Annotated in this window: 18 protein-coding genes; 4 read left to right on the top strand and 14 right to left on the bottom strand. The window is 37.1% G+C overall.

Features of this window, described 5'->3' with window-relative positions; genetic code table 11:
* Positions 1–446: 446 nt before the first annotated feature.
* Positions 447–722 (top strand): hypothetical protein, encoded by a 276-nt coding sequence (locus F933_RS16660; protein ID WP_005063351.1) that lies wholly within the window; start codon positions 447–449, stop codon positions 720–722.
* Positions 723–767: 45 nt separating this feature from the next.
* Positions 768–1,046 (top strand): hypothetical protein, encoded by a 279-nt coding sequence (locus F933_RS16655; protein WP_005063349.1) that lies wholly within the window; start codon positions 768–770, stop codon positions 1,044–1,046.
* Between the two features lie 116 nt (positions 1,047–1,162).
* On the opposite strand, the gene F933_RS16650 is transcribed toward F933_RS16655, so the two are convergent.
* Positions 1,163–1,489: an H-NS histone family protein gene (locus F933_RS16650; protein WP_228127883.1), complete on the bottom strand. Its 327-nt coding sequence runs from the start codon at positions 1,487–1,489 to the stop codon at positions 1,163–1,165.
* Between the two features lie 222 nt (positions 1,490–1,711).
* On the opposite strand from F933_RS16650, the gene F933_RS16645 reads away from it, so the two are divergent.
* Both F933_RS16645 and F933_RS16640 read left to right on the top strand, forming a co-directional pair.
* A complete protein-coding gene (locus F933_RS16645) occupies positions 1,712–2,209 on the top strand; it encodes a hypothetical protein (RefSeq protein ID WP_005063344.1) in 498 nt (165 codons plus the stop codon).
* Between the two features lie 449 nt (positions 2,210–2,658).
* The gene (locus F933_RS16640) at positions 2,659–3,345 is read left to right on the top strand and encodes a DNA adenine methylase (RefSeq protein WP_228127882.1); all 687 of its coding nucleotides are present in this window, start codon (positions 2,659–2,661) and stop codon (positions 3,343–3,345) included.
* A gap of 71 nt (positions 3,346–3,416) precedes the next feature.
* Here F933_RS16640 and F933_RS16635 read toward each other — a convergent pair whose 3' ends face one another.
* Genes F933_RS16635 through F933_RS16575 form a run of 13 tightly spaced genes read right to left on the bottom strand, consistent with a single transcriptional unit; the run spans position 3,417 to position 19,324 of the window.
* Positions 3,417–3,965, bottom strand: a complete 549-nt coding sequence (locus F933_RS16635) for a transglycosylase SLT domain-containing protein (RefSeq protein ID WP_005063341.1) — start codon at positions 3,963–3,965, stop codon at positions 3,417–3,419.
* Between the two features lie 44 nt (positions 3,966–4,009).
* On the bottom strand, positions 4,010–7,024 hold the full coding sequence (locus F933_RS16630) for a conjugal transfer protein TraG N-terminal domain-containing protein (RefSeq protein ID WP_005063339.1): 3,015 nt from the start codon (positions 7,022–7,024) through the stop codon (positions 4,010–4,012).
* Between the two features lie 14 nt (positions 7,025–7,038).
* Positions 7,039–8,463 (bottom strand): conjugal transfer protein TraH, encoded by a 1,425-nt coding sequence (locus F933_RS16625; protein WP_005063338.1) that lies wholly within the window; start codon positions 8,461–8,463, stop codon positions 7,039–7,041.
* Between the two features lie 9 nt (positions 8,464–8,472).
* Positions 8,473–9,297 (bottom strand): conjugal transfer protein TraF, encoded by an 825-nt coding sequence (locus F933_RS16620; protein WP_005063336.1) that lies wholly within the window; start codon positions 9,295–9,297, stop codon positions 8,473–8,475.
* Positions 9,284–11,971 carry a conjugal transfer protein TraN gene (traN, locus tag F933_RS16615; RefSeq protein WP_005063333.1) on the bottom strand — a complete coding sequence of 896 codons (2,688 nt, stop codon included), beginning with the start codon at positions 11,969–11,971 and terminating at the stop codon, positions 9,284–9,286. The genes F933_RS16620 and traN overlap by 14 nt, the downstream gene beginning before the upstream one ends.
* On the bottom strand, positions 11,964–12,692 hold the full coding sequence (gene trbC / locus F933_RS16610) for a type-F conjugative transfer system pilin assembly protein TrbC (protein ID WP_005063328.1): 729 nt from the start codon (positions 12,690–12,692) through the stop codon (positions 11,964–11,966). Before trbC ends, traN begins: the two co-directional genes overlap by 8 nt.
* 11 nt (positions 12,693–12,703) lie before the next feature.
* Positions 12,704–13,741, bottom strand: coding sequence for a conjugal transfer pilus assembly protein TraU (traU, locus tag F933_RS16605; RefSeq protein WP_005063326.1), 1,038 nt, complete (start codon positions 13,739–13,741; stop codon positions 12,704–12,706).
* Complete coding sequence (gene traW / locus F933_RS16600) at positions 13,738–14,379, bottom strand: type-F conjugative transfer system protein TraW (protein ID WP_005063324.1); 642 nt, start codon at positions 14,377–14,379, stop codon at positions 13,738–13,740. The genes traU and traW overlap by 4 nt, the downstream gene beginning before the upstream one ends.
* On the bottom strand, positions 14,366–14,857 hold the full coding sequence (locus F933_RS16595; protein ID WP_005063322.1) for a S26 family signal peptidase: 492 nt from the start codon (positions 14,855–14,857) through the stop codon (positions 14,366–14,368). Before F933_RS16595 ends, traW begins: the two co-directional genes overlap by 14 nt.
* The gene (locus tag F933_RS16590) at positions 14,854–15,303 is read right to left on the bottom strand and encodes a hypothetical protein (protein ID WP_005063320.1); all 450 of its coding nucleotides are present in this window, start codon (positions 15,301–15,303) and stop codon (positions 14,854–14,856) included. Before F933_RS16590 ends, F933_RS16595 begins: the two co-directional genes overlap by 4 nt.
* Entirely contained in the window at positions 15,300–17,909 is a 2,610-nt protein-coding gene (gene traC, locus F933_RS16585; RefSeq protein WP_005063316.1) for a type IV secretion system protein TraC, read from the bottom strand. The genes F933_RS16590 and traC overlap by 4 nt, the downstream gene beginning before the upstream one ends.
* Before the next feature lie 4 nt (positions 17,910–17,913).
* Entirely contained in the window at positions 17,914–18,606 is a 693-nt protein-coding gene (gene traV / locus F933_RS16580; protein WP_005063314.1) for a type IV conjugative transfer system lipoprotein TraV, read from the bottom strand.
* The gene (locus tag F933_RS16575) at positions 18,596–19,324 is read right to left on the bottom strand and encodes a DsbC family protein (RefSeq protein ID WP_005063313.1); all 729 of its coding nucleotides are present in this window, start codon (positions 19,322–19,324) and stop codon (positions 18,596–18,598) included. Before F933_RS16575 ends, traV begins: the two co-directional genes overlap by 11 nt.
* Position 19,325 lies beyond the last annotated feature (1 nt).

Here is a 19,325-nt window from a genome sequence, read left to right as displayed (position 1 = left end):
ACTTGGGCTTTAATTTTTCTTCATTTTATTTATCAAAACAATAAAGAAAAAAAACCCTATATAAATTAAATGACTTCATTGTGAAGTCCAAATATTTAATTAAATTATCACAAATAATAGGCCATTTCTAGCCTTAATTACTAGCATGATCCGCAATTAACGGTACTTGTTTGGCATTGACCTACACCGTTATAATCTGACTGGTGAAATGTTGAACAACCCGAAAGAAAACACAAACCTATCAGTGCTGTTAACGCAATTCTTTTTTTCATTAAAGCTACCCTTTCATGATTTTAGACTTCACATTGAAGTCCATTTTATGCTTTGATCTACCTAAAACACAAACACTATGTTCAATTTTTGTTGTTTAAAAAGTTTGACTTCACTCTGAAACCAATATTACCCTATAAAAAATCTTGTTAAAACTTTAACAAAAAGGAAAATTTATGCTGTACTCAAACAAACTCTTAACCAAACTTAGTTTCGTGGCCTTAGCTACAACTTTATCACTTGGGCTAGTGACTTCTGCCCAGGCAGCTAAAAAGGGTACAGCTTGTACGAGTGTATCTAGTCAAATGTCTAACATATATGAGGTTAAATTTCTTTGCCCTGATCTAGGCTCTGAACGTTTAACAATTGCAGAAATATACAACAAAGGCTATAGAGTTGCATCTTTAGCATTCCAAGGAAACATTGCAGCTCTAATTGTTGAACAGCAATAAGCCTAGGACTAATTGTATATTTCTACTTCATTCTAGGAGTAGTTTATGTCGAAACTTATTTGGTTTTTTAATGCACTAATTACAGGAATGATATTAGTGCTTTTCGTTCCTGTATTCTTTGAATTTAACCCTATCATGGCAATGGTATTTGGCATAATTTTTCTAAGACTTTTTATTTTATGTATAAAAATAATCAAAGATAAATATGAAGCCGAAAAATGGTGTCAAGATGCAGCAAATAGCCCCATTTTAAATAATAATCCTCAAAACATTGTGAATCTACCTGCTCATCCTTTACATGATCAATTCACCAATAAGCATTAACTTATTCCGTTGTTTCAATTATTAAACATTTTTCACCTATTAGTTTTGAGTATTATTTATTGCTTTATAATGCAATAATAAAAAAAGCTTCTGAATGTATCAGAAGCTTTTTTATTTTAAATAGCGAAATCTTCTAGTTTCCCACCCTTTTCTATTTCCTGAACCAACCACTTCGGTTGCTTTCCACGTCCTGTCCAGGTTTCATCTGAATTAGTCTTATTTCGATACTTTGGCTCAACTGGTTTTTTCTGAATTTTACGCTTTCTTTTCGCACCCTCTTCCAATAAAACTTCAAGTGTAAGACCTACACTGTCAGCGATTGCATACACCTTGTCATAAGCATCAAGAATTTCTTGTTCTTGCTTAACAACGATTAAAGCACCAGCTTCATCTTGAAGTTTTTTTAATTCTTCAATAGATAGGTTCCGAATATCTGTCATAATTTTCTCGTTTACTTAATTAGCAACATTGTTTATGTTGTTCGATGTCATTTAATTATATTTAATTTTAATGAGTTATCAAGTATATTAATTTATCAAATACATTCTTATTAAAGTGTAATAGCAGTGCAATTAAGCCAATTGTTTCTTGTATATAGGTAACACTTTTTTAGTATTTTAAAAGCCAAAATTATAGCTATTAGATTTTTTAATTAGGACTTACTAATGATTAGTTTTTTAAATTTCATGTATGAGAGTAGCCTTTACTCCACATTTGTATTGTTCTTACTTATGCTCCTATTAACTTCCCTTGTCCTACTCTTACTTAAAAAGCCTTTAAATTTTGCATTTTCCTTTGCATTACCTTTAACCTTGATCAGCTATCTATCCATGAATGCAGCCCCGATTCCTTGGATACTTCAAGACAATGTAAAACATTTATTACTTCAACAAGCAAAGGATGGTGTCGGATCAAATGCTTTTGTAAACTCAATCGTTTTCCCATGTTCTCACACCCCATCAGGTTTTGTTAGAGGTTATGATTATGGTAATGCACTGGAAAGTTATGATCGTGACCTAAAGAATCACCTAGATAAAACCGAAGTATTTAAGGTTCTTCCGAAAGATAATTTGAATATTGATAAAGCCTTGGGCTTATGTGAGTTCGCTATCCAGTTTAATACTCTAAAATTTAATGAAGTTAGAAAAAATGAGAAATCTTAATTATTTCATGTCACAAATTGGAGTGTGCTGCAAAAAATCACAGATTTTTATTGCCCCCACCAATTTGCTTTGCTGCCACCACGTTACAGCGACTTAAGGGATGCTGTCATTAGGGAGTGAGGCTGTGCCTAGGCCAATACCCCGACTGTGGCGGTAGACACCGCCTACAGGCTTCTGTAGGCCGTAATTCATAAAACCCTACACTCATTGCAGATACGTTTATTTGTTTTCCCTGTCTCTTCCTTTGAATCGAGCATAGACATTTTTATCTATGCTGAAGAAATCCTTTATCCGTTCACCATAGATAATTTTATCTATGCTGGCCAATGCTCTTAAATCCTGATCACATAGACGTTTTTATCTATGCAAGATCTGCTGGCCAACATAGTCATTTTTATCTATAATTCTATTAACTTAAAATCGAGTAAAAATTGTATATGACCGTAGATATGAAAAACTATCTTGGTGCCAAGTCCGGCAGCGGTGTATTTCAAGCAATAATAAATTTGATCCCGCCCCATGACACTTATATAGAATTATTTTTGGGTACAGGTGCCGTACTGTCTAAAAAAGAAAAATCACAACGAGAGATTGGCATTGATTTGAATCAGCTTTGTATTGACGATTTTAGGAAATATCATCCCGATATAGAGCTATACAATACTGACGCTTTCGATTTTATAAGTAATTTTAAGTTTGATGAAGCTGGTCGCACTGTAGTCTATTGTGATCCCCCTTATGTTCATAATACTCGTACCAGTAACAAACGTTACTTGTATGAATTTACAGATGATGATCATATAAAATTGATCCAGGCACTTAAACAACTTCCACCCACTTGTAAGGTCTTACTTTCGGGATATAGAAGTGATTTGTATACCCAACTTATTTCTGATTGGTGGAGTGTCGATTTTCAGGCTATGACTAGAGGTGGCGTAAGGACTGAAACAGTTTGGGCTAACTTTTGCCCAGGACAAGTACACTACCATACCTTTGCTGGTAAAGATTTTACTGATCGCCAGCGCATAAAACGAAAGTCTGAACGATGGGCTTCAAAGTTCCTTAGTTTGCCTGCTCCTGAGAAACAGGCGATTCTAGCATCTCTACTTATGGCTTATGACTCTAAAGAAAATTAAGCCTCTTCCGGAATAATTATCTGATAAAAAAAACCGCTTTTAAAAAAGCGGTTTTTTTTGATTATTGCAGTTTATTTCCTAGACTTACCATGTTGTATGTCATACATGCTTTGGTTCAACTTTTTTGTCACCTGGTTCATATATTCACTGGCAGTTGTATTAACTCCCTTTTTATATAACCCCTTGTTAAGCTCCAAAGCAGATTCACTCACAGCAGCTCTAGCCATTTTCCCTTGTCTTGCTGCCACTGACATACCAGGATTTCCAATATTATGTAGAGCATAAATATCAGCTGGTGTCACTTTACTTTGAATCCCATTAAGTTTGAACGCATTTTGTATCCGCTTTTCAGCTTCTACAATATTTTCAGCAAGAGCCAGTGAATTTAACCTAGGGTTATCACGGTACTGTAGTTGCTGTCCAGCTGGCAATTTCTGTAATGCTTTCAACTCCGGATGCTCAGCTTTCTTAATCCGATCAAGCCATGTTCCTCTTGTAAATTGTCCTAATCCAGTTGCTCCCGAACTTGACACTGCTCCAGGATTAAATGAACTCTCTACCGCTGCCATTGTTACAGCTAGATTAGGATTTGCCCCCACTTCTTTAGCTGCCTGTATCACGTAATTACCATGCCTATCAAAATTTGGCCTTAAGGCATGGTCATTTACTTTTTTGGCTGATTATCTCCATCCCCCCACGTTCCCAATTTATCTTGTAGAACTTTGGTGATTTTACTGTCTGGTTCTAGCTTCTGATCATAATCAACTCGATCTTTCGCATTTTCACGTAAATTTTTCTCTCTTTCTTTTAGATCAGCAGCTTGATTACCTATCACGCCAGCTGCTCCCGAAACAACTTCCGGTGTACTTAGATTTGGTTTTAATGCTGCAACATCATTATTACTTACACCAACTCGATCTAAATTATCCTGAGCTTTCTGATCAAATCCATAACGTTCAGCAATTTCGTTTTTGTATTGATCAAAACTGACATATAAATCAGGTCTGTTTTGTACATTAGAACCATCAAGGAACTGCTTTGGCATTTGCAAAGAACTTGCTTCTTGCTTCATCAAATACTCTTGTGACAATTCCTGTTGCTCTTTTGGAGTTAACAAAGAGAACTGTCCAGGTGACATATTATTTGCTCTTGCAACATCTGTTGCATGAGTAACGCTACGACCATAGTCTGTATCAAAATTAAGTGAGCGAGAATAGTTAATTCCAGCACTCTCTCTCGATGCCTGTTGCTGACTCAAGTTAGCACTTTGACCAGTAATAACCTGATCATTATTAAAGATAGAGCCTGTGTTTTGCACTCCCCATGTTTGATTAGATTGTCGTTGAGACTCATTCGTGTCTGTTAGACTACCTGTTTTGTCGTGATAAATATTTTGGTTAACACCCTGGTTCTTGTCACCTTGTACTCTTAATTCAGCACCATTTGTAACTTGAGCACCCTCGTTATATCTAAAGTCGATTCCACCCTGAGCACCCAAACTTCCATAAACAGGTAATCCTTTTCCACCACCCTTACCTGGTGCTGCATTATTTGCATTAGGCACTGCATTTGCACCAGGAACACCATTTGCTCCAGCTGGTGTACCTGGAACACCATTCGCTCCAGCTGGTGTACCTGGAACACCATTCGCTCCAGCTGGTGTACCTGGAACACCAGGAACGCCCTGTGAGCTTGCAGCTGGCACACCAGTATTAGGGTTTATTGCTCCGGAGTTACCACCACCACCACTAGGCAATGCAAGTCCTAAGTTTCCATTCAAACCGCCATTTAGCGTTTGATCAAATGACCTACTATCAGTATAACCACCATGTTGAGCTGAGCTTGAACCTACACCTAAGTTATTATCAAACCCTCTACGATCACCACCATTAATACCATTACTTGCATTTACACCAATGCTTTGCAGATCAGAACGTCCTTGCCCTTGGTTTGCTTCATGACTAAAAGTTGTGCCTTGTGTACTATTAGTTTCAAAATTAGAATTTCTTCCTAAAGCAGTTTCAGCACTTCTCTCAGAACCTAAGTTTCTTGAAAGCCCACTACCAACACTTGCACCATAATGTAAATCGTTATTATGGTATTGAGTAGCAACATCCCCATTATTATATTGGGTTCTTGTTGCATCACTACCAACATAAGTACGACCGTTATTGTTATAAAGCGCACTCGTATCCATTTTGTGCATATTAGTGTTATTAGCACTAATGTTATCTATTGTTTGCTCACCAATGCTTGCGTTACCAGTTGAGAGACTTGAGCCAGCCCCACCAGCTGCACTCCAAGCCATCATCATTCTTTGACCTACACCAGTTATTGATCCGTTCATCTTGAATGCTAACCAGGAAGCCAATCCAATAGATAGAATCACCATATATCCAACCATTGTTTGCTCATCAATCAATGTACTATCAAGCACACCCATCTTCCCAAAAGGCACACCTGTTGACAAACTAAGAGCATCAGCTTTCATTTTCATATAGATCAATGAAATGTGATTGATAACAGCAAAAAAGATTGGAATCATTCCAAGAGCCAGTAATGATGAAAAATAAGCTCCCAAAATACCGATCATATTGTCAGCTTTACTTAAAACCATCATTACAAGAACAATAGGGAAAATACTGTATAGGATTGCTTCAAGCCAATTTCGTAATTGTGGAATTACTTCATAAGCCAGCTTACTCACCACACTCATGCTGCCTTGTACTTGTTGTGCTCCCAATGCTGCACCAGCATTAGCTGTTATTTCGGCAACACGACTAGGATCATTTAATAATGCTGGTAGCTCTGTTCCTGCTTCACGCCATACGTTATTAAACATGGCTTGTTTAACACCGTCACTTGCACTTTGATTTGAGTTAATTAACCAACTATATGAAGTTCCTAATGAGTTTAGATACATTTGATATGCCATATTGTCGGGAAATCTATTAAAGAAAGTTTTCCCATACATTTTCATGGATGCTTCAAGCCCATTCTGTACTCTTGTTTTTAAGTCCGCTGCTGCTTCTGTACATGTTCTTGTAGTACGTGTACCACTTAACGAACCAAAAGTAACAAATCGAGCTGGATTAGTGTTATTTAAGACATAGTTCCACGTATCCGTTTTGTTTGCTAATTCAACTGGACTAACATAACCATCCTGAATGTCGTAAATCGTACATTCTTTGAAGAATTGCATTACGTCACTACGCAATATAGGATCGGTTATCGTTATCTTATTTGCATGTTTAATTAGTGCTTGACCATACCCCATGTCACCTGTTCCATGCAGACTTAATTCACTTGGAACATTAAAAACAGTTTCATAAGTTTTGACCACCCAACCCGAAGCATTGTTAATAAATGCTCCACCAGCTGCTAGAACCCAGGGTACATTCTGCACAATCTTTGGTGGCTGTTGAGACAAATTATCTGTTAGCACTACTTTTGCAATTGGCATGTTAATTAACATTGTGAAAAGTAAAGCTTGGAAGAACCACCTAAAGAACCCCATATCCTTATTCCACATAAAAGTGATAAGTGATATAAGGCACATAATCAAAAATGCTAATTTAATTAGGCCAACAAAGTTTCCACTTTGCATAATGGCCGAAACACCATTAAATATTTGGTATGTTACTTCTACATTCCAGTAAGTGTTAATTTCAAAATCCATACTCCCCCCTATCCTTATTGTTGTAAGGAGTTTGCAAAGTTAACTGACTGACGAAGAGACTGAGACATATTTGAATGCAAAGTTCTCTCCATTTGATTTACTTCCATTGCTATGTTGTAAGCTACATTTGTTCTTTGATATGTAGTTGAAATAGAAGTGTTGATTTCTGCTCTTAGCTGAATAATTTCTTCTTTCAGCCTTTTTAATTCCTGAGAATATAGTTCGCTTTGTGTACCAGCCAAATAGTTATCCAATGCAGCATTCACATCACGAGCAACCATTTCCACATAAGCTTGAGCATATTTAGCTGCTAATAATTCGTAATAGTTATTTAAAGCAAATCGAGCTGCATCCCCATTCCCATAACGAGTATTTACAGCTACAAGTTTATAAACTGGAATATCTGTCACATTCACAAAATCAATAAGTTCTTGTGAGTTAGCTATATTCTGTCTATTTGATATAGCATTGATTAGGCCATCTAGCTTTAATTTAACCATCCAATAGAAACTTGTGCTGTTTTGTTCAGCTGCCGTTAACTCAGTACACTGGTCAATCCCTGTACCATTTGCACAAGCCCAAACTGGTAATTTCACACTTGTTTCACCAGGCTTTCCAATAAAGTCAGTAATATTGTTAACTCGTCTAGCGTATGGTTTAACTATATTGTTGTTGTTGGAATCCTTCGTAATGGCGACTGTACCAACCATTCCCATTATCATTTGTTTTTCTGTAGTAGTTAAACCGGCACGACTTAAAGCTTTCCATGTTAAGTTCCCATTGGTCGGCGTATGATCCTTTAAATTAGGGTCGTTTTGCTGAACACTCTGATTAACTTGTTCTGTTTTCCCTGCATTACCTTTAATTCCTCCCCAAGCATCGGTTATATCTGAGAAGATATTTTTGAATGTTCCATAGTTGATCGCTGACTGTTCTCGCCCTTTTAGATCGAGCTGTGCGGTCGTTGCATTTACTATCCCTTTTGCAGCCTCACAACTATCAATATTCATTCTATTGATTGCTTGAGTTGTTGATTGTAACGCTTGCATCACGTTATCACAGGTAGGACACAGATTTTGGATTGCTAGTTTAAAACCATACCCTAAAGCATTTGATCCAATGTTTTTAGCCATTGCTACAAATTGCTCTTTATTGATAAAGCTAAAACCACCTGAATATAAATCAATACCACCACAACCAGCACTTGCAGATGGTGGCGTTAAACTTGCAAGGTTATATGTATTTTTCGGGATGCGAACAAATGCTGAACCACCTGTGTAGTAGTTCATTGTTTGTCCTTCAATTGCAGCTCCACCAGCTACGTTTCCATAAGAGTTTATTTGGTCAAATACATCACCCATTGATTGTGAGCTATTTACACTCACCGAAGCACTACCTAATGCAACGCCCAAGACTAGGGCTTTAATTTTCTTGTTCATATTTTCACCTTAAAAATCTTGTCCGGGTTGTGTATTCGTTAACGTCCAAATACGTTCTATAACTTCCTGTAGAGACATTAAGCCAAAACCTACAGGGGCACGTTCACCAGTTTTCTTAGAAGCAATAAATGTTGCTGGTACTTTTTCAATTCCCCATTTATGAGCAACTGCTCTTCCATCTCTAGGATTTGGAAACTCAGGTAGCCCACCACCATCAATAGAAACTCCAAGCACTTCAATTCCGTACATTTCAGAAAGCATTTTCAAAGTTGGTGCATATTGATGGCAATAAGGACAATCACTTCTAAAAAAGAAAATCAGCCCATGTTCTTTAGCGATTTCTCGCATATAGTTACTACGATCTTGATCTTTAGCTTGGTTGTTTGTTCTTACTGCCGTATTGTTTACAGGACTCTTTAATGAATAATCGTATTCCGGATTTTTCCATACAACTCTGCGCCATTGATCAGCAAAAACAGTTCCCTTATCCATCGTCATGTGCCAGGCATCAAGATAGTTTTTAATGTTTTTTTCAGTGGGAATCATCACAGCAATATCCTCTCTGACTTTGAGTTCCTGTCTAAGCTCTTCTGCTGTTCTGATCTTGCTCAAGTCTTTTAATTGCGGTACTTGTTGCGGTGACGCAACTGGCTTTTCTTCATTTCGTTGAGCTGGGGTTGATTTCTTCTCTTCATCATCACAATACCAATTACGTTTGGCCTGGTCACACTTCCAAATTGAATCGTAATCAAAAACAGATTTTTCAGCCTTTACCTCTGTTCCAATTAACGCCAAGATTAATAAAGAAAGATATTTCATTTTATTCAGCATCATTGTAGTAACCCCCAACTGAACGTTTTGTCACCTGATCACGCAACTCTTTTACACGCTCATCTAAATTCATGTTCGCTGGTGTAATTGAATTTTTAAATTCAGTCAGATCCATTTTAGAAAAATCTAAACGCTGCAATTCCTCTATTTTGATACCCTCACACGTCTCAAGTGATAAGCCTAATTGTGCTCTACCTTGTCTATTAATAATTTTAGCTAAGATAGATTTAAAACAGCACCAAGCTCTAGTTTCTTCAAGACATGAACCAAAAATAGGGTCTTTCTTTGAGCACCAAGTTCTTGCATGTGTGCATAGACTGCTGCCACGTTTAATTCCTAACTCTCTTTCACCCTCTGAACATTCCAACCAACCAAACGTAAGTTGAGACTGCAATTGCTTAATGGTTTTGTCATCGTTATAAACATCGTCATATTGATAGCTCGAACCTTGGGTTTCTTGCGTTGGTGCATCAGGACTATTACCAAACGCACCAGTAGCCGTACTACCTGAGTTTTTATTTGTTGCTGAGCTTGCATCAATCTTTACTTCTTTACAGCAACTCATAATATTGCTTCCAGCAAGTAACTTAACTGTGCATTTATTTTCCTCACCTACAAATAATCTTAGAGTGTTCTTATAGTCTTTTTCCATATACACACCGGCTTCACGTGCTGCTTCCATCATGGTAACTGCCTGAGCAAAATCAGCATCCTTTTCATCTGCTGCTTTTTCTAAACACTTCCCATCAACACAATCCACATCAACACATATTGTTTGTTCTTCTTCTTTAGCTGGTGTCTTTTCACATTGGTACTTCTGACTATATGTTAGGCATGTTCCATTGGCATCTTTACTGGTACAAACACTCCCAATCTGAGAACAACCACGCTCTAACAAAGGGCGACAATCTGATACGGTTGTTCCATTAGCTTCACAGCTATAATTCTTGGTAGTATTCCAGCAACCTTTAACCATCACACCATTTATAATTTTTGTAGAATCATCTGAGCACGTTTCTGAAATTAACTGACAAGAACTATTTGTGCTGCATGTGTCGATTTTTTGTTCCTGACATGAGCATTGATAATTAGTTTCAACACCTATAAACCCTGACCAAGGCCCATGCCAGTTTTCAATGTATAATCTGATCGTATTAGAGCCAGTTTTTAGGTATGGTTTCAGGTCAATATTTACAGTATCAAATCTATTTCCATTCACTGACCGATTAAAAATTTCTGTGCCATTTACATACACCACACCTCTATTATCATAGCCCACGTTTAGTAATTTCATTGATGTTGAATTTACGTCCTTTATGTCGAAATTCACTATAAAATTACGATTACCTGAGCCACCTCTATCATCACCACTTCCATTTAAAGTAAAGGAGTTATGCAACTTACTTAAAACCGCATTTCCATCATTTTGTGTTAGTTTTAACGTGTCGTAATCAATCCCTTGGTCACATGTGGACTTGTCTCTTAAGACACCTGAAGGATTCTTACATTGCATTTGTGTTTGTGTTTGACAGCTTTGTTTTTTCTGAGTGTACATCGTGTTTTTACACAAATAATTCAGCTGCTTTTTAACACAATTTCCTTTCCAGTCTTTCTCAAGACATATACTGTCTTTAACTCCACAATGAGCATTTTTTAAAACATCTTCATTGCATGTATTAGTTTTTTTCTTTGTACACTCACAGTACATAGGAATATCAATTATTAAATCAGCATAGTAAGGCGAATTTCTCACGTTGTTATAAACTGTGAGTTCAATTTTATTTTCACCCTCAACAAAATACTGACCTAACTCCTGATTTGAAGAAAATCCAGTAGTTCCATCATTTGCACCACCAATATTGACCGCTAATGCTTCTACGCCATTAATTTTCAGCAAATAAGCATCATCGTATTTACTACTTAACAACTTAATGTTTATTAGTTTCGCTCTATTTCTAATTGTTACTTTGAATGTTGAGGTTGCTGATCCTGTAGCAGTATTAAATCTATAGCCCAATCCAAACTTTAGTTTATTACCCTCGTAAGAAATATATGAATTATGATCCCCACTTGAGGTTAATGCACCACGCTCAATCCCTGTTTCACCATTACAAGTATTTCCATCAAAAGAAGTAGGACATACATCATTAACAGTTTGTTCAAAACATTGTTGTTCTGAAAAAGCTACCCCTTGTGTACAAACTTGTTCTTCATAGACAGCATTTGTTTTTACCGTTTTTTGAAAACAGGTTTGATTGTTCTTAAATGACTCATAAGTATTGTTTCTGATCTCATTACTACTTTTGATCACAGGGTCTTTTTTCGCATCAACTTCGTATAGCTTTCTTGAACGTGGATTTTTATTTACGAAATTGATTGCATCACATTCAATTTTTTCATCTGCCGTTAGAACTGCATTAGCATTGGCGCAACGAGCATATTTATCTGCGCCACTCTGATTAACGTTACCCATGCCATCCTTGTAATAGCCCTCCTCCTTTGCACTTTCTGAATATCCAGGAAGCCATTGACTACCATTATTTTGATTGACTGTACTTGACGCACCACCTAATCCCTGATTTCCAGCTTCTAGCCCTAACTGTTGGCCTTGAGAAGTGTTTGCATAGATATTGCTGCTTAAAAGTATTGCTATAAAGGGAATAAAAAACTTATTCATTGGTTTTCCCTCTTCTAGCTTGGTTTAGATAATCATTTGCTAGGCTCTTAAGATCAGCAGTTTCATTTTTTGCCATCAATTCCAAGGCATATTCAAGTGATACATCACCTGTTACCTTTGAGTAATTCTCAGGCAGAACACATCCCTCTTCATCAATACGCTCTTCTGCTTTGGCCTTTACTAAAACAATGCTTGGCACCACGTCTATTTTGTATTGTTTAAAGGCGTTCGGGTTAATCTGAATATTTCCCTTACGAATATCTAAACGTCTAATCTCTCTAGCTGTTTCTTTGAACTCATTATTTTTGAATCCAATAAAAAGTACTGTTCCATTAACTTTTAACGTATCCGCAATGATCTTTTTAATAGATGCATCGGGCATTGAGAAACTAACAAAAGCGATTACTCCGCTTACTGATTTCTGCTCTTCATCCACTCGCTTTTTATAACGTTCAGCAATTTTTTGGACATCAATATTGCTGAATTTTCCAACTTGTACATTCGGAAAACTGTTTCTTTCAGGAACTTTTACCTTATCGAAAGCCTGACGTTGCTCAGTTGCCTTTTCCTGTGCTTTTTTCCAATTTGCATTATCTTCATTAAACACATTTGGATTGAGCATATTTTTTTTAATATCTGCATCATCTACATAGTAATTTGAGTGAGCACTTTGCCCGACTAAACCAATAAGTAATGCTGCCAAAAATGTACTTTTCTTCATGGGAACACCTATTATTTATATGTGATGATGCCGACACAGCAGTTTTTCTTTCTAAACATTTCATAAGAGAAATGTTCGCCTTTAACTGGATATGAACGTCCAGCTCCCCACTTAACCGTTGTGCGCCCGAACGGTTGGCAGCATTTACTACCGATCTTGTCAGTTTGTGGCCTTGGGTAAAGCATCTGATATTTGTATGCAGTTTTATCCATTACAGGTAATGGATATACACCACACAAACCTTGTGAACCGTGTGTACCCCATGTCAAAAACTGGCGGTGCATCTTTGCAGCTAAACGCTGTGCAATGAGTGAACTAGCTTGAATATGACTGACGTGGTATCCCACATTCCCTGTAAATGGATAAATACTTCCTTGGCAACCAGCACACCAAAACAATGCATTTGTACCAAATCCCTTAGAAGCAAGAACACAGTCGCCAGCACAAGCAGCCTGGGCGAGTGGATTTGCCACAAGGTTAGATTCAGGAGCTAAAATTGCAGACAACTCATCATCATTCCATAGCGGGTCTAATTCAGTCATGTATGCAATGTCTAGCTTCCCTGTCTCTAAACAAGGATGTTCGTACATTACTTCTAACCAATATAGAATTGGATCTGAATACCAATGCGCCTGATAGAATGAATTTCTATTATTATCATCATGAAGTCTAACTTCACCTTCTGGTGCTGCCCCACCAACATCAATTTGAGTTCCAAGACTTACAAAGCAGTATGGTGTACGTGTTACATCAACTCTTCGTGCTGGCTCCCAATACCCTAGTGTAATCCCCAGGAACATCAGGTCATCAATACAGCTACACAATACTTCCGGTGGATTTTTAATATCTTCTTGTCCACCACTCCATAGCTCTAGCCCACCAATTGAAAGCGGAAAAATGCAGCTCCAGCAAATATCCGTTAATGGATTGGCAAATTCTCCAGCACATCTGATACTTGATCCGCCACTACCATTGTTATTACTTTCTTCTGCTAACACGTTTAAAGAGCTAAAAATTAGAATAAATGCGAATATGATTTTTCTTATCATGGCTTAAGCTCCTGTGCTGGCATTTCAGTGATTTCTAAAACCTTGCCACTTTGACGTACTATTGCTGGCACTGCCTTAATCCCAAAGCGTGTAGTCATATAACCAGCTTGATCAAAATAAACCTGGCGTTTCCATTTTTTTGTCAATTCAAGCCATGTACCATTTACCAGTACAGGTGTAATTTTTCGGTCATAAACTTTAAGTAGCCGTTCAACTGCATCAACTTGGTCTTGTTTGGTTCCATCAAAAAACACAAGTGTTCGTGACATAGTAATTGTGTCTAATGGATTTATTCTTGTTCCAGCTAATGCAATAATCTGCCCCTCATCAGTGGTTATGTTGTTACTCAAAACCATACTTGGGTCAAAATTAAAAACACGTTTTTGAGTTGAAGTTACTATTCCCTCAACTGGTTTTGGATTCTTTGCAGAATGCATAGATCGGTCAATTGCTTCTTTCTTTTTCTTAGCTAGTTCACCTGACTTTTCCATTGTTTTGAGCTTTTCATAAATAGCATCTAAGGCATTTTTTTCCTCAATTTTATATACTTCACCATGTTTACCTAAGTCAGCTGCCCAAGTTGCGGTAACGCAACTAAATGCAATTAAACTTACTCCAAGCCCTTTAAAATATTTCATAAGCTTTTCCTAAAATTTCTTTGTCTTGAATTAATCCAACTCTTGCATATCTACTGTCATAACCATCTTTGGCTGGTGTACTAACAAAAATTTCACCCTCTTTGATAACAGTAGGCTTTATCGCTTCAAGTGGCATACCCTCATTTGATTTTTCCTTTGCAATACCAATAAACTGATCATTTACAAATATTTTTCTCCCTTCAACCTTAACCACATCGCCTGGTACACCTGAAACAATTTTCACAAAAATTGATCCTGATTTATAAAACTGATCACCTTTCCACCGAAAACCAACATAATTCCCTTTTTCAACCTTTGCTCCCTTATGGATTGCATAAACCAATCCATTTAAACTATGTGTCACATTGATGTTGTAAATAAACCAGCGATTACTAATTGCGACCATCACTGCTATAGCTAACAACAATATGAAAAAGTAGAAAATCATATTTATTACGTTGGTTTGATTCAGTTTCATTTTTCTAATGCTTCCCTAACTGTTTGGGTATAATCAGAAACCTTACCTGTTTGAGTTAACAACGCTGCTTTATTAATTAATACACAGCCACAATTTTTATTAATATCATCAATGGAAGCTTCCATTTTTTGTATAAATTGTTTGGTCTGCTGCTCTACCACACCACTATTCAAACTTACTGCATCACTGCTTTGGTATGCTCCTTGGTTTGCATAGAGTTGTTGGGTAACTTTTTTCTCATGCTCCATAATTAGAGCTTGAACATCAACCACACCAATTTTCGTTTGGCCTTGTTTTACAATGTACAACCCAGGAATAGTGATCAATGATGAAATTAGTGCTATTGCCATAACAAACTTTGTCATGTCTAACCATTTATCACTGGATTTACTATTCTGTTTTTTTGGCTCTACAGTTGTTTTCACTTCATCCAATTGTTCACTCATGCACTTCTCCCAAATTTCTCAGCTTCTTTTTCAGCAAGTAAAATTTCGATAGCCTGGATTGTTGTTTTTCCTTCTTTCATTAGCTTATCTAGGCGTGTGTAGTCTTTGGCATTTGTTGATGCCATTGCTAATGAGAAGTCATCAGGAATATGACGTAACAAGTGTTCACCCCTTGGTGAACTAATGATCATTTCTGCATACATACCATTCACTTTACGCAATGATTTAATGGTTCTTTGCATGTATGGCGAGAAACTAACTTTTTTAGAATCAATCAATTCTTGGAAGTTTTTTTCGTCCTGACGTAAGAAGATTTTCCAGTCAGCGTTTGTATAAGCAGCACGTGAAGCTTCATTTTTAAAAGCATCATCAATACCCTGAGTACCGATTCCGAAAATACCGTTATATTTACGTGCTCTTCGGTAGCCTTCTTCAATAAACTTTGCAGTTTCAGCATCATCACCCAACAATTGCCAAGCTTCATCAATAAAACACAGTTTTTTGCGGTCACGTGACAAGTACATTTCTTTCATAATTCTGCTTGTTACACAGAACATAACTACTGCACGTAAAGCAGGCGCATCTTTGAGTTCTTCAAGCTCTAAGTAAATAACATCATTATCAAATGATATATTTGCTTCACCGTTGAAATAAGCTCCGTACATCCCCTTTGTAGTAAATGGCTGTAGCTGTTTACCAAGCTCAAATGCAATACGGTCTACATTGACACCTGTTTCATCTTTGATTTGCAGTAGATACGATTGAACATTATCAACATTGTTCTGATTCCCGAATCTTTCCCATGTTGCTGTTAGAGCTTCGCTTAGTAATGCTTCCTGGAATTGACTCAAAGAACCTCTTGGTGAAGCCATTTTTGCGTAAATTGGCAATAACATACGAAGTTCTTGTTGGAATGTATTGAGTCCATCTACTTCTTCTGTCTCTGCTACCTGAATCCACGACCAAGGATTCATACACAAACGTCTACCACTGTTAAAATCAAACGTGGTGCCTTTAGCTAAATCAACAAAGTTTTTAAAAGAACGCCCAACGTCCAAAATAAATAGCTGTGCGCCTACAGCTCGGTAAGCTGCAAGAATTTCAAGTAATAGAACAGACTTACCAGCTCCCGATACACCACAAACGTAAAGGTTATAGTTACCATCTGTATTTGCGTAGAAGTCAATAAAACAAGGCGTTCCTTTCCGGCCAAACAACATAACCACTGGATCACCAACACCTTGCCACTCACCCAGCAAAGGACTCATATCAATTGCATTGATCGTGCTCTTTGTTGTCATGATCTTTAACTTTTTAAGATCATCACGTGTTTTTTTGCTTAATGTCATTGGACATGAAACATACAAAGAAGCTAGTTGTATAAAATCCAATGGAATAATATTAAATTTATTATTATTCCAAATATTTACAGCAGCTTGTGTGTAATTATCAATCTTATTTAAAGGTGCGATTAGAGTGATCATGTGGTACATTTCACACATAGCACCGCCATTGTTTGTGTGATAAACCACTGAATCCCAGTCTTGTGAAATTTCAGCATATTCAGGCTGAAATTTAGCCATACTAGACTGTGCATTTTGCTTAGCACGTGCTTGTTTCATTCGTGCCATTGTTTCAGTTTGATTTGCGTCTAATGTGTAAATACCGCATGTAATAATATAAGGGCAAGGATATTGTAGTGCATCGTCAAACATTGCCCCGATAATATCGCCCATTTCCCACAGCTGTTTTCTTTTCGGATAGCGTGTAATCCCAAAGTGGCGCATTGCAATACGTTCATCTGCTTCGCCCTTTTCAGGAATTGCACCAAATACAATTGATTTTCTTCTAACTTCGGCTGTATGACCTATCTTGGTAATTTGCTCTTTAACTCGTTTATGCTCATCATATTCAATAACAGGCATAGCATCTTTTTTGAATAGAATTTCAGGGTTCAAAATAATCGTTAAGTGAGCAATTAAAGCTGTCACATCCATGTGAAAAGCCAATAGTTCAGCCTGACGCAATGAAGCAAGCATTGAGTGCTTCATAGTGATCATTTTTGCTACTTGTTCTTCGTTATTAAAATCTCCATCCCTTGTTACAGAAATAACAAGTGTTGGTTTTTTAATAGAATAGTTTGCCTGAACTCCATATAAAGGTTCACCAATTTTTCTTGTAAATACAGCTTCTACACGTTTTTTTGCAAGCTCAATTCCAAAACTATCAATATCACCCTTTTCTCTAGCTTGTTCCCTAATTTGGTAGTAACGATCAATCATTCCATCAAATACAGTGTTCCCGAACATTTGTATCTGAATACCTGTCTCTGCTGGAATTGGTGTGAACATGGTTAATAGACGATTAACCATTTCTTCATTCGCACCAGTCTGTGGCAAAACTTCTAGGCAAAACCCTAAAGTTCCTTCATTGATAAATAGTCCACTTTCTTCATCATACATATCGTATTTAAAGATTTGGTGCATCCCGTATGACTCTAAAATTTTATTTGAGAGTTTCACAGGTGAAGGCTTTTTAGAATCCGGAGTTTCACCTAAAACAGATTCATTCCAAAATCGTTTTAGTGTTTCTCTAATATCCAACATATTTTTAACGCCCCCCTGTTGCTAGAGGTTTAGTAAACTGAGAAATATCAACATTCATGTTTTGCAGCTCTTTAGCCACACTTGCATCAACATCTCTTTTACTTGGCATAGGATTTATTGAATCAACCTTGCTACTATTTATAGGAATAGGTGCATTTTCATCAGGAATAGCTTTATCGCCATCAATTTTGTATTTATAAGAATCTTGGCTATTTGTGTTAGACCTGCCAGTTGAAACGACATAATCACTTGCTGAGCTAGGCGCATAGGCCATGCGAACACGTTTCCTGTTATGCTCGATATTCCACTTCCAGTTATCAATTACGATGTAAAAGAATTGCTGATCGAATAAAGTTCTGTCTGCACTTTCCCAAGGTGCAACCCATACACGTAATGTCTTTGGATTCCGTAGGATTGGCGCACCGGTGTATTCCATCGTTGGTAAAACAGAAGCACTAGGCTTTGATCTGACAGGCATATATTCACTGCCTTTCGCTGGTGTTTTTTCTGATCTTCGTACTTGTTGCCCAGGCAGATTATTTGCTTTCGCATTTGCCATTACACCAGTCATTGAGTCACACACAATTCCATCAGGTGCTTTACAATCAAAGTTACCTTTTGAATTTAATCCGTCCAATGTATTGCAACCAGCCAGCCCAACTACTGTTAATGACATTGCTAATAATTTAATTCGCATTGTTCACCACCTTGTCATGAGATTTTTGCAATTGTTGTTCTATTGCTTCCAGGCTCATAGCACCAGGAATTAAAGTACCATCTTCAAAAATTAAACTCGGTGTTCCCTGAACTCCAAAACTCGCACCAAACGCTATATTGCTATCTATTGGGTTTTTGCATGTTTTGATTTCAGGCTTAATTTTTGCAAGCATATAATCTTTCATGCTTTTAACAGGGTTGCCCGAACACCAAATATTTATTGCTGTAGATTTTGCCGTTGGATGCAGCTGTTCTAATGGATAAAGGAATGTATAAATTGTTACGTTATCTAGTCCTATTAATGTTTGCTCTAAACGAGCACAGTAAGGACAATCCGGATCAGAAAATACAACGACTTTACGTTGCCCATTTCCCTTAACTTCCTTAATTGCATTTTTTAACTGTTCAGCATTCGGAAAGTAGACTTTAGTTTTATTGTCAGCTTCCGCTGTAATATCTTTCTGTGTATGCATATCGTATAGATTACCAAAGATAAAATAGCGACCTTTATCATCGGTATATGCGACATTTTGCCCCATGACTACTTCGTATATCCCTTTGATTGGCGTTTCATTAACTTTGTTGAATGTTGTCGCTGGATAAGACTTCTTTAGGTTAGCTGTAGCTTTTGCAACATTCGCATTTGCGTTCAAACTACAAACCGCCAGTAAACTAATAACTAATGCCGTTTTTTTCATG

The organism is Acinetobacter beijerinckii CIP 110307 (genome assembly GCF_000369005.1).
In the GTDB taxonomy this organism is placed as follows: domain Bacteria; phylum Pseudomonadota; class Gammaproteobacteria; order Pseudomonadales; family Moraxellaceae; genus Acinetobacter; species Acinetobacter beijerinckii.
The sequence above is the reverse complement of the archived record's forward strand: the minus strand, read 5'-3'. Positions and strand labels throughout refer to the sequence as shown.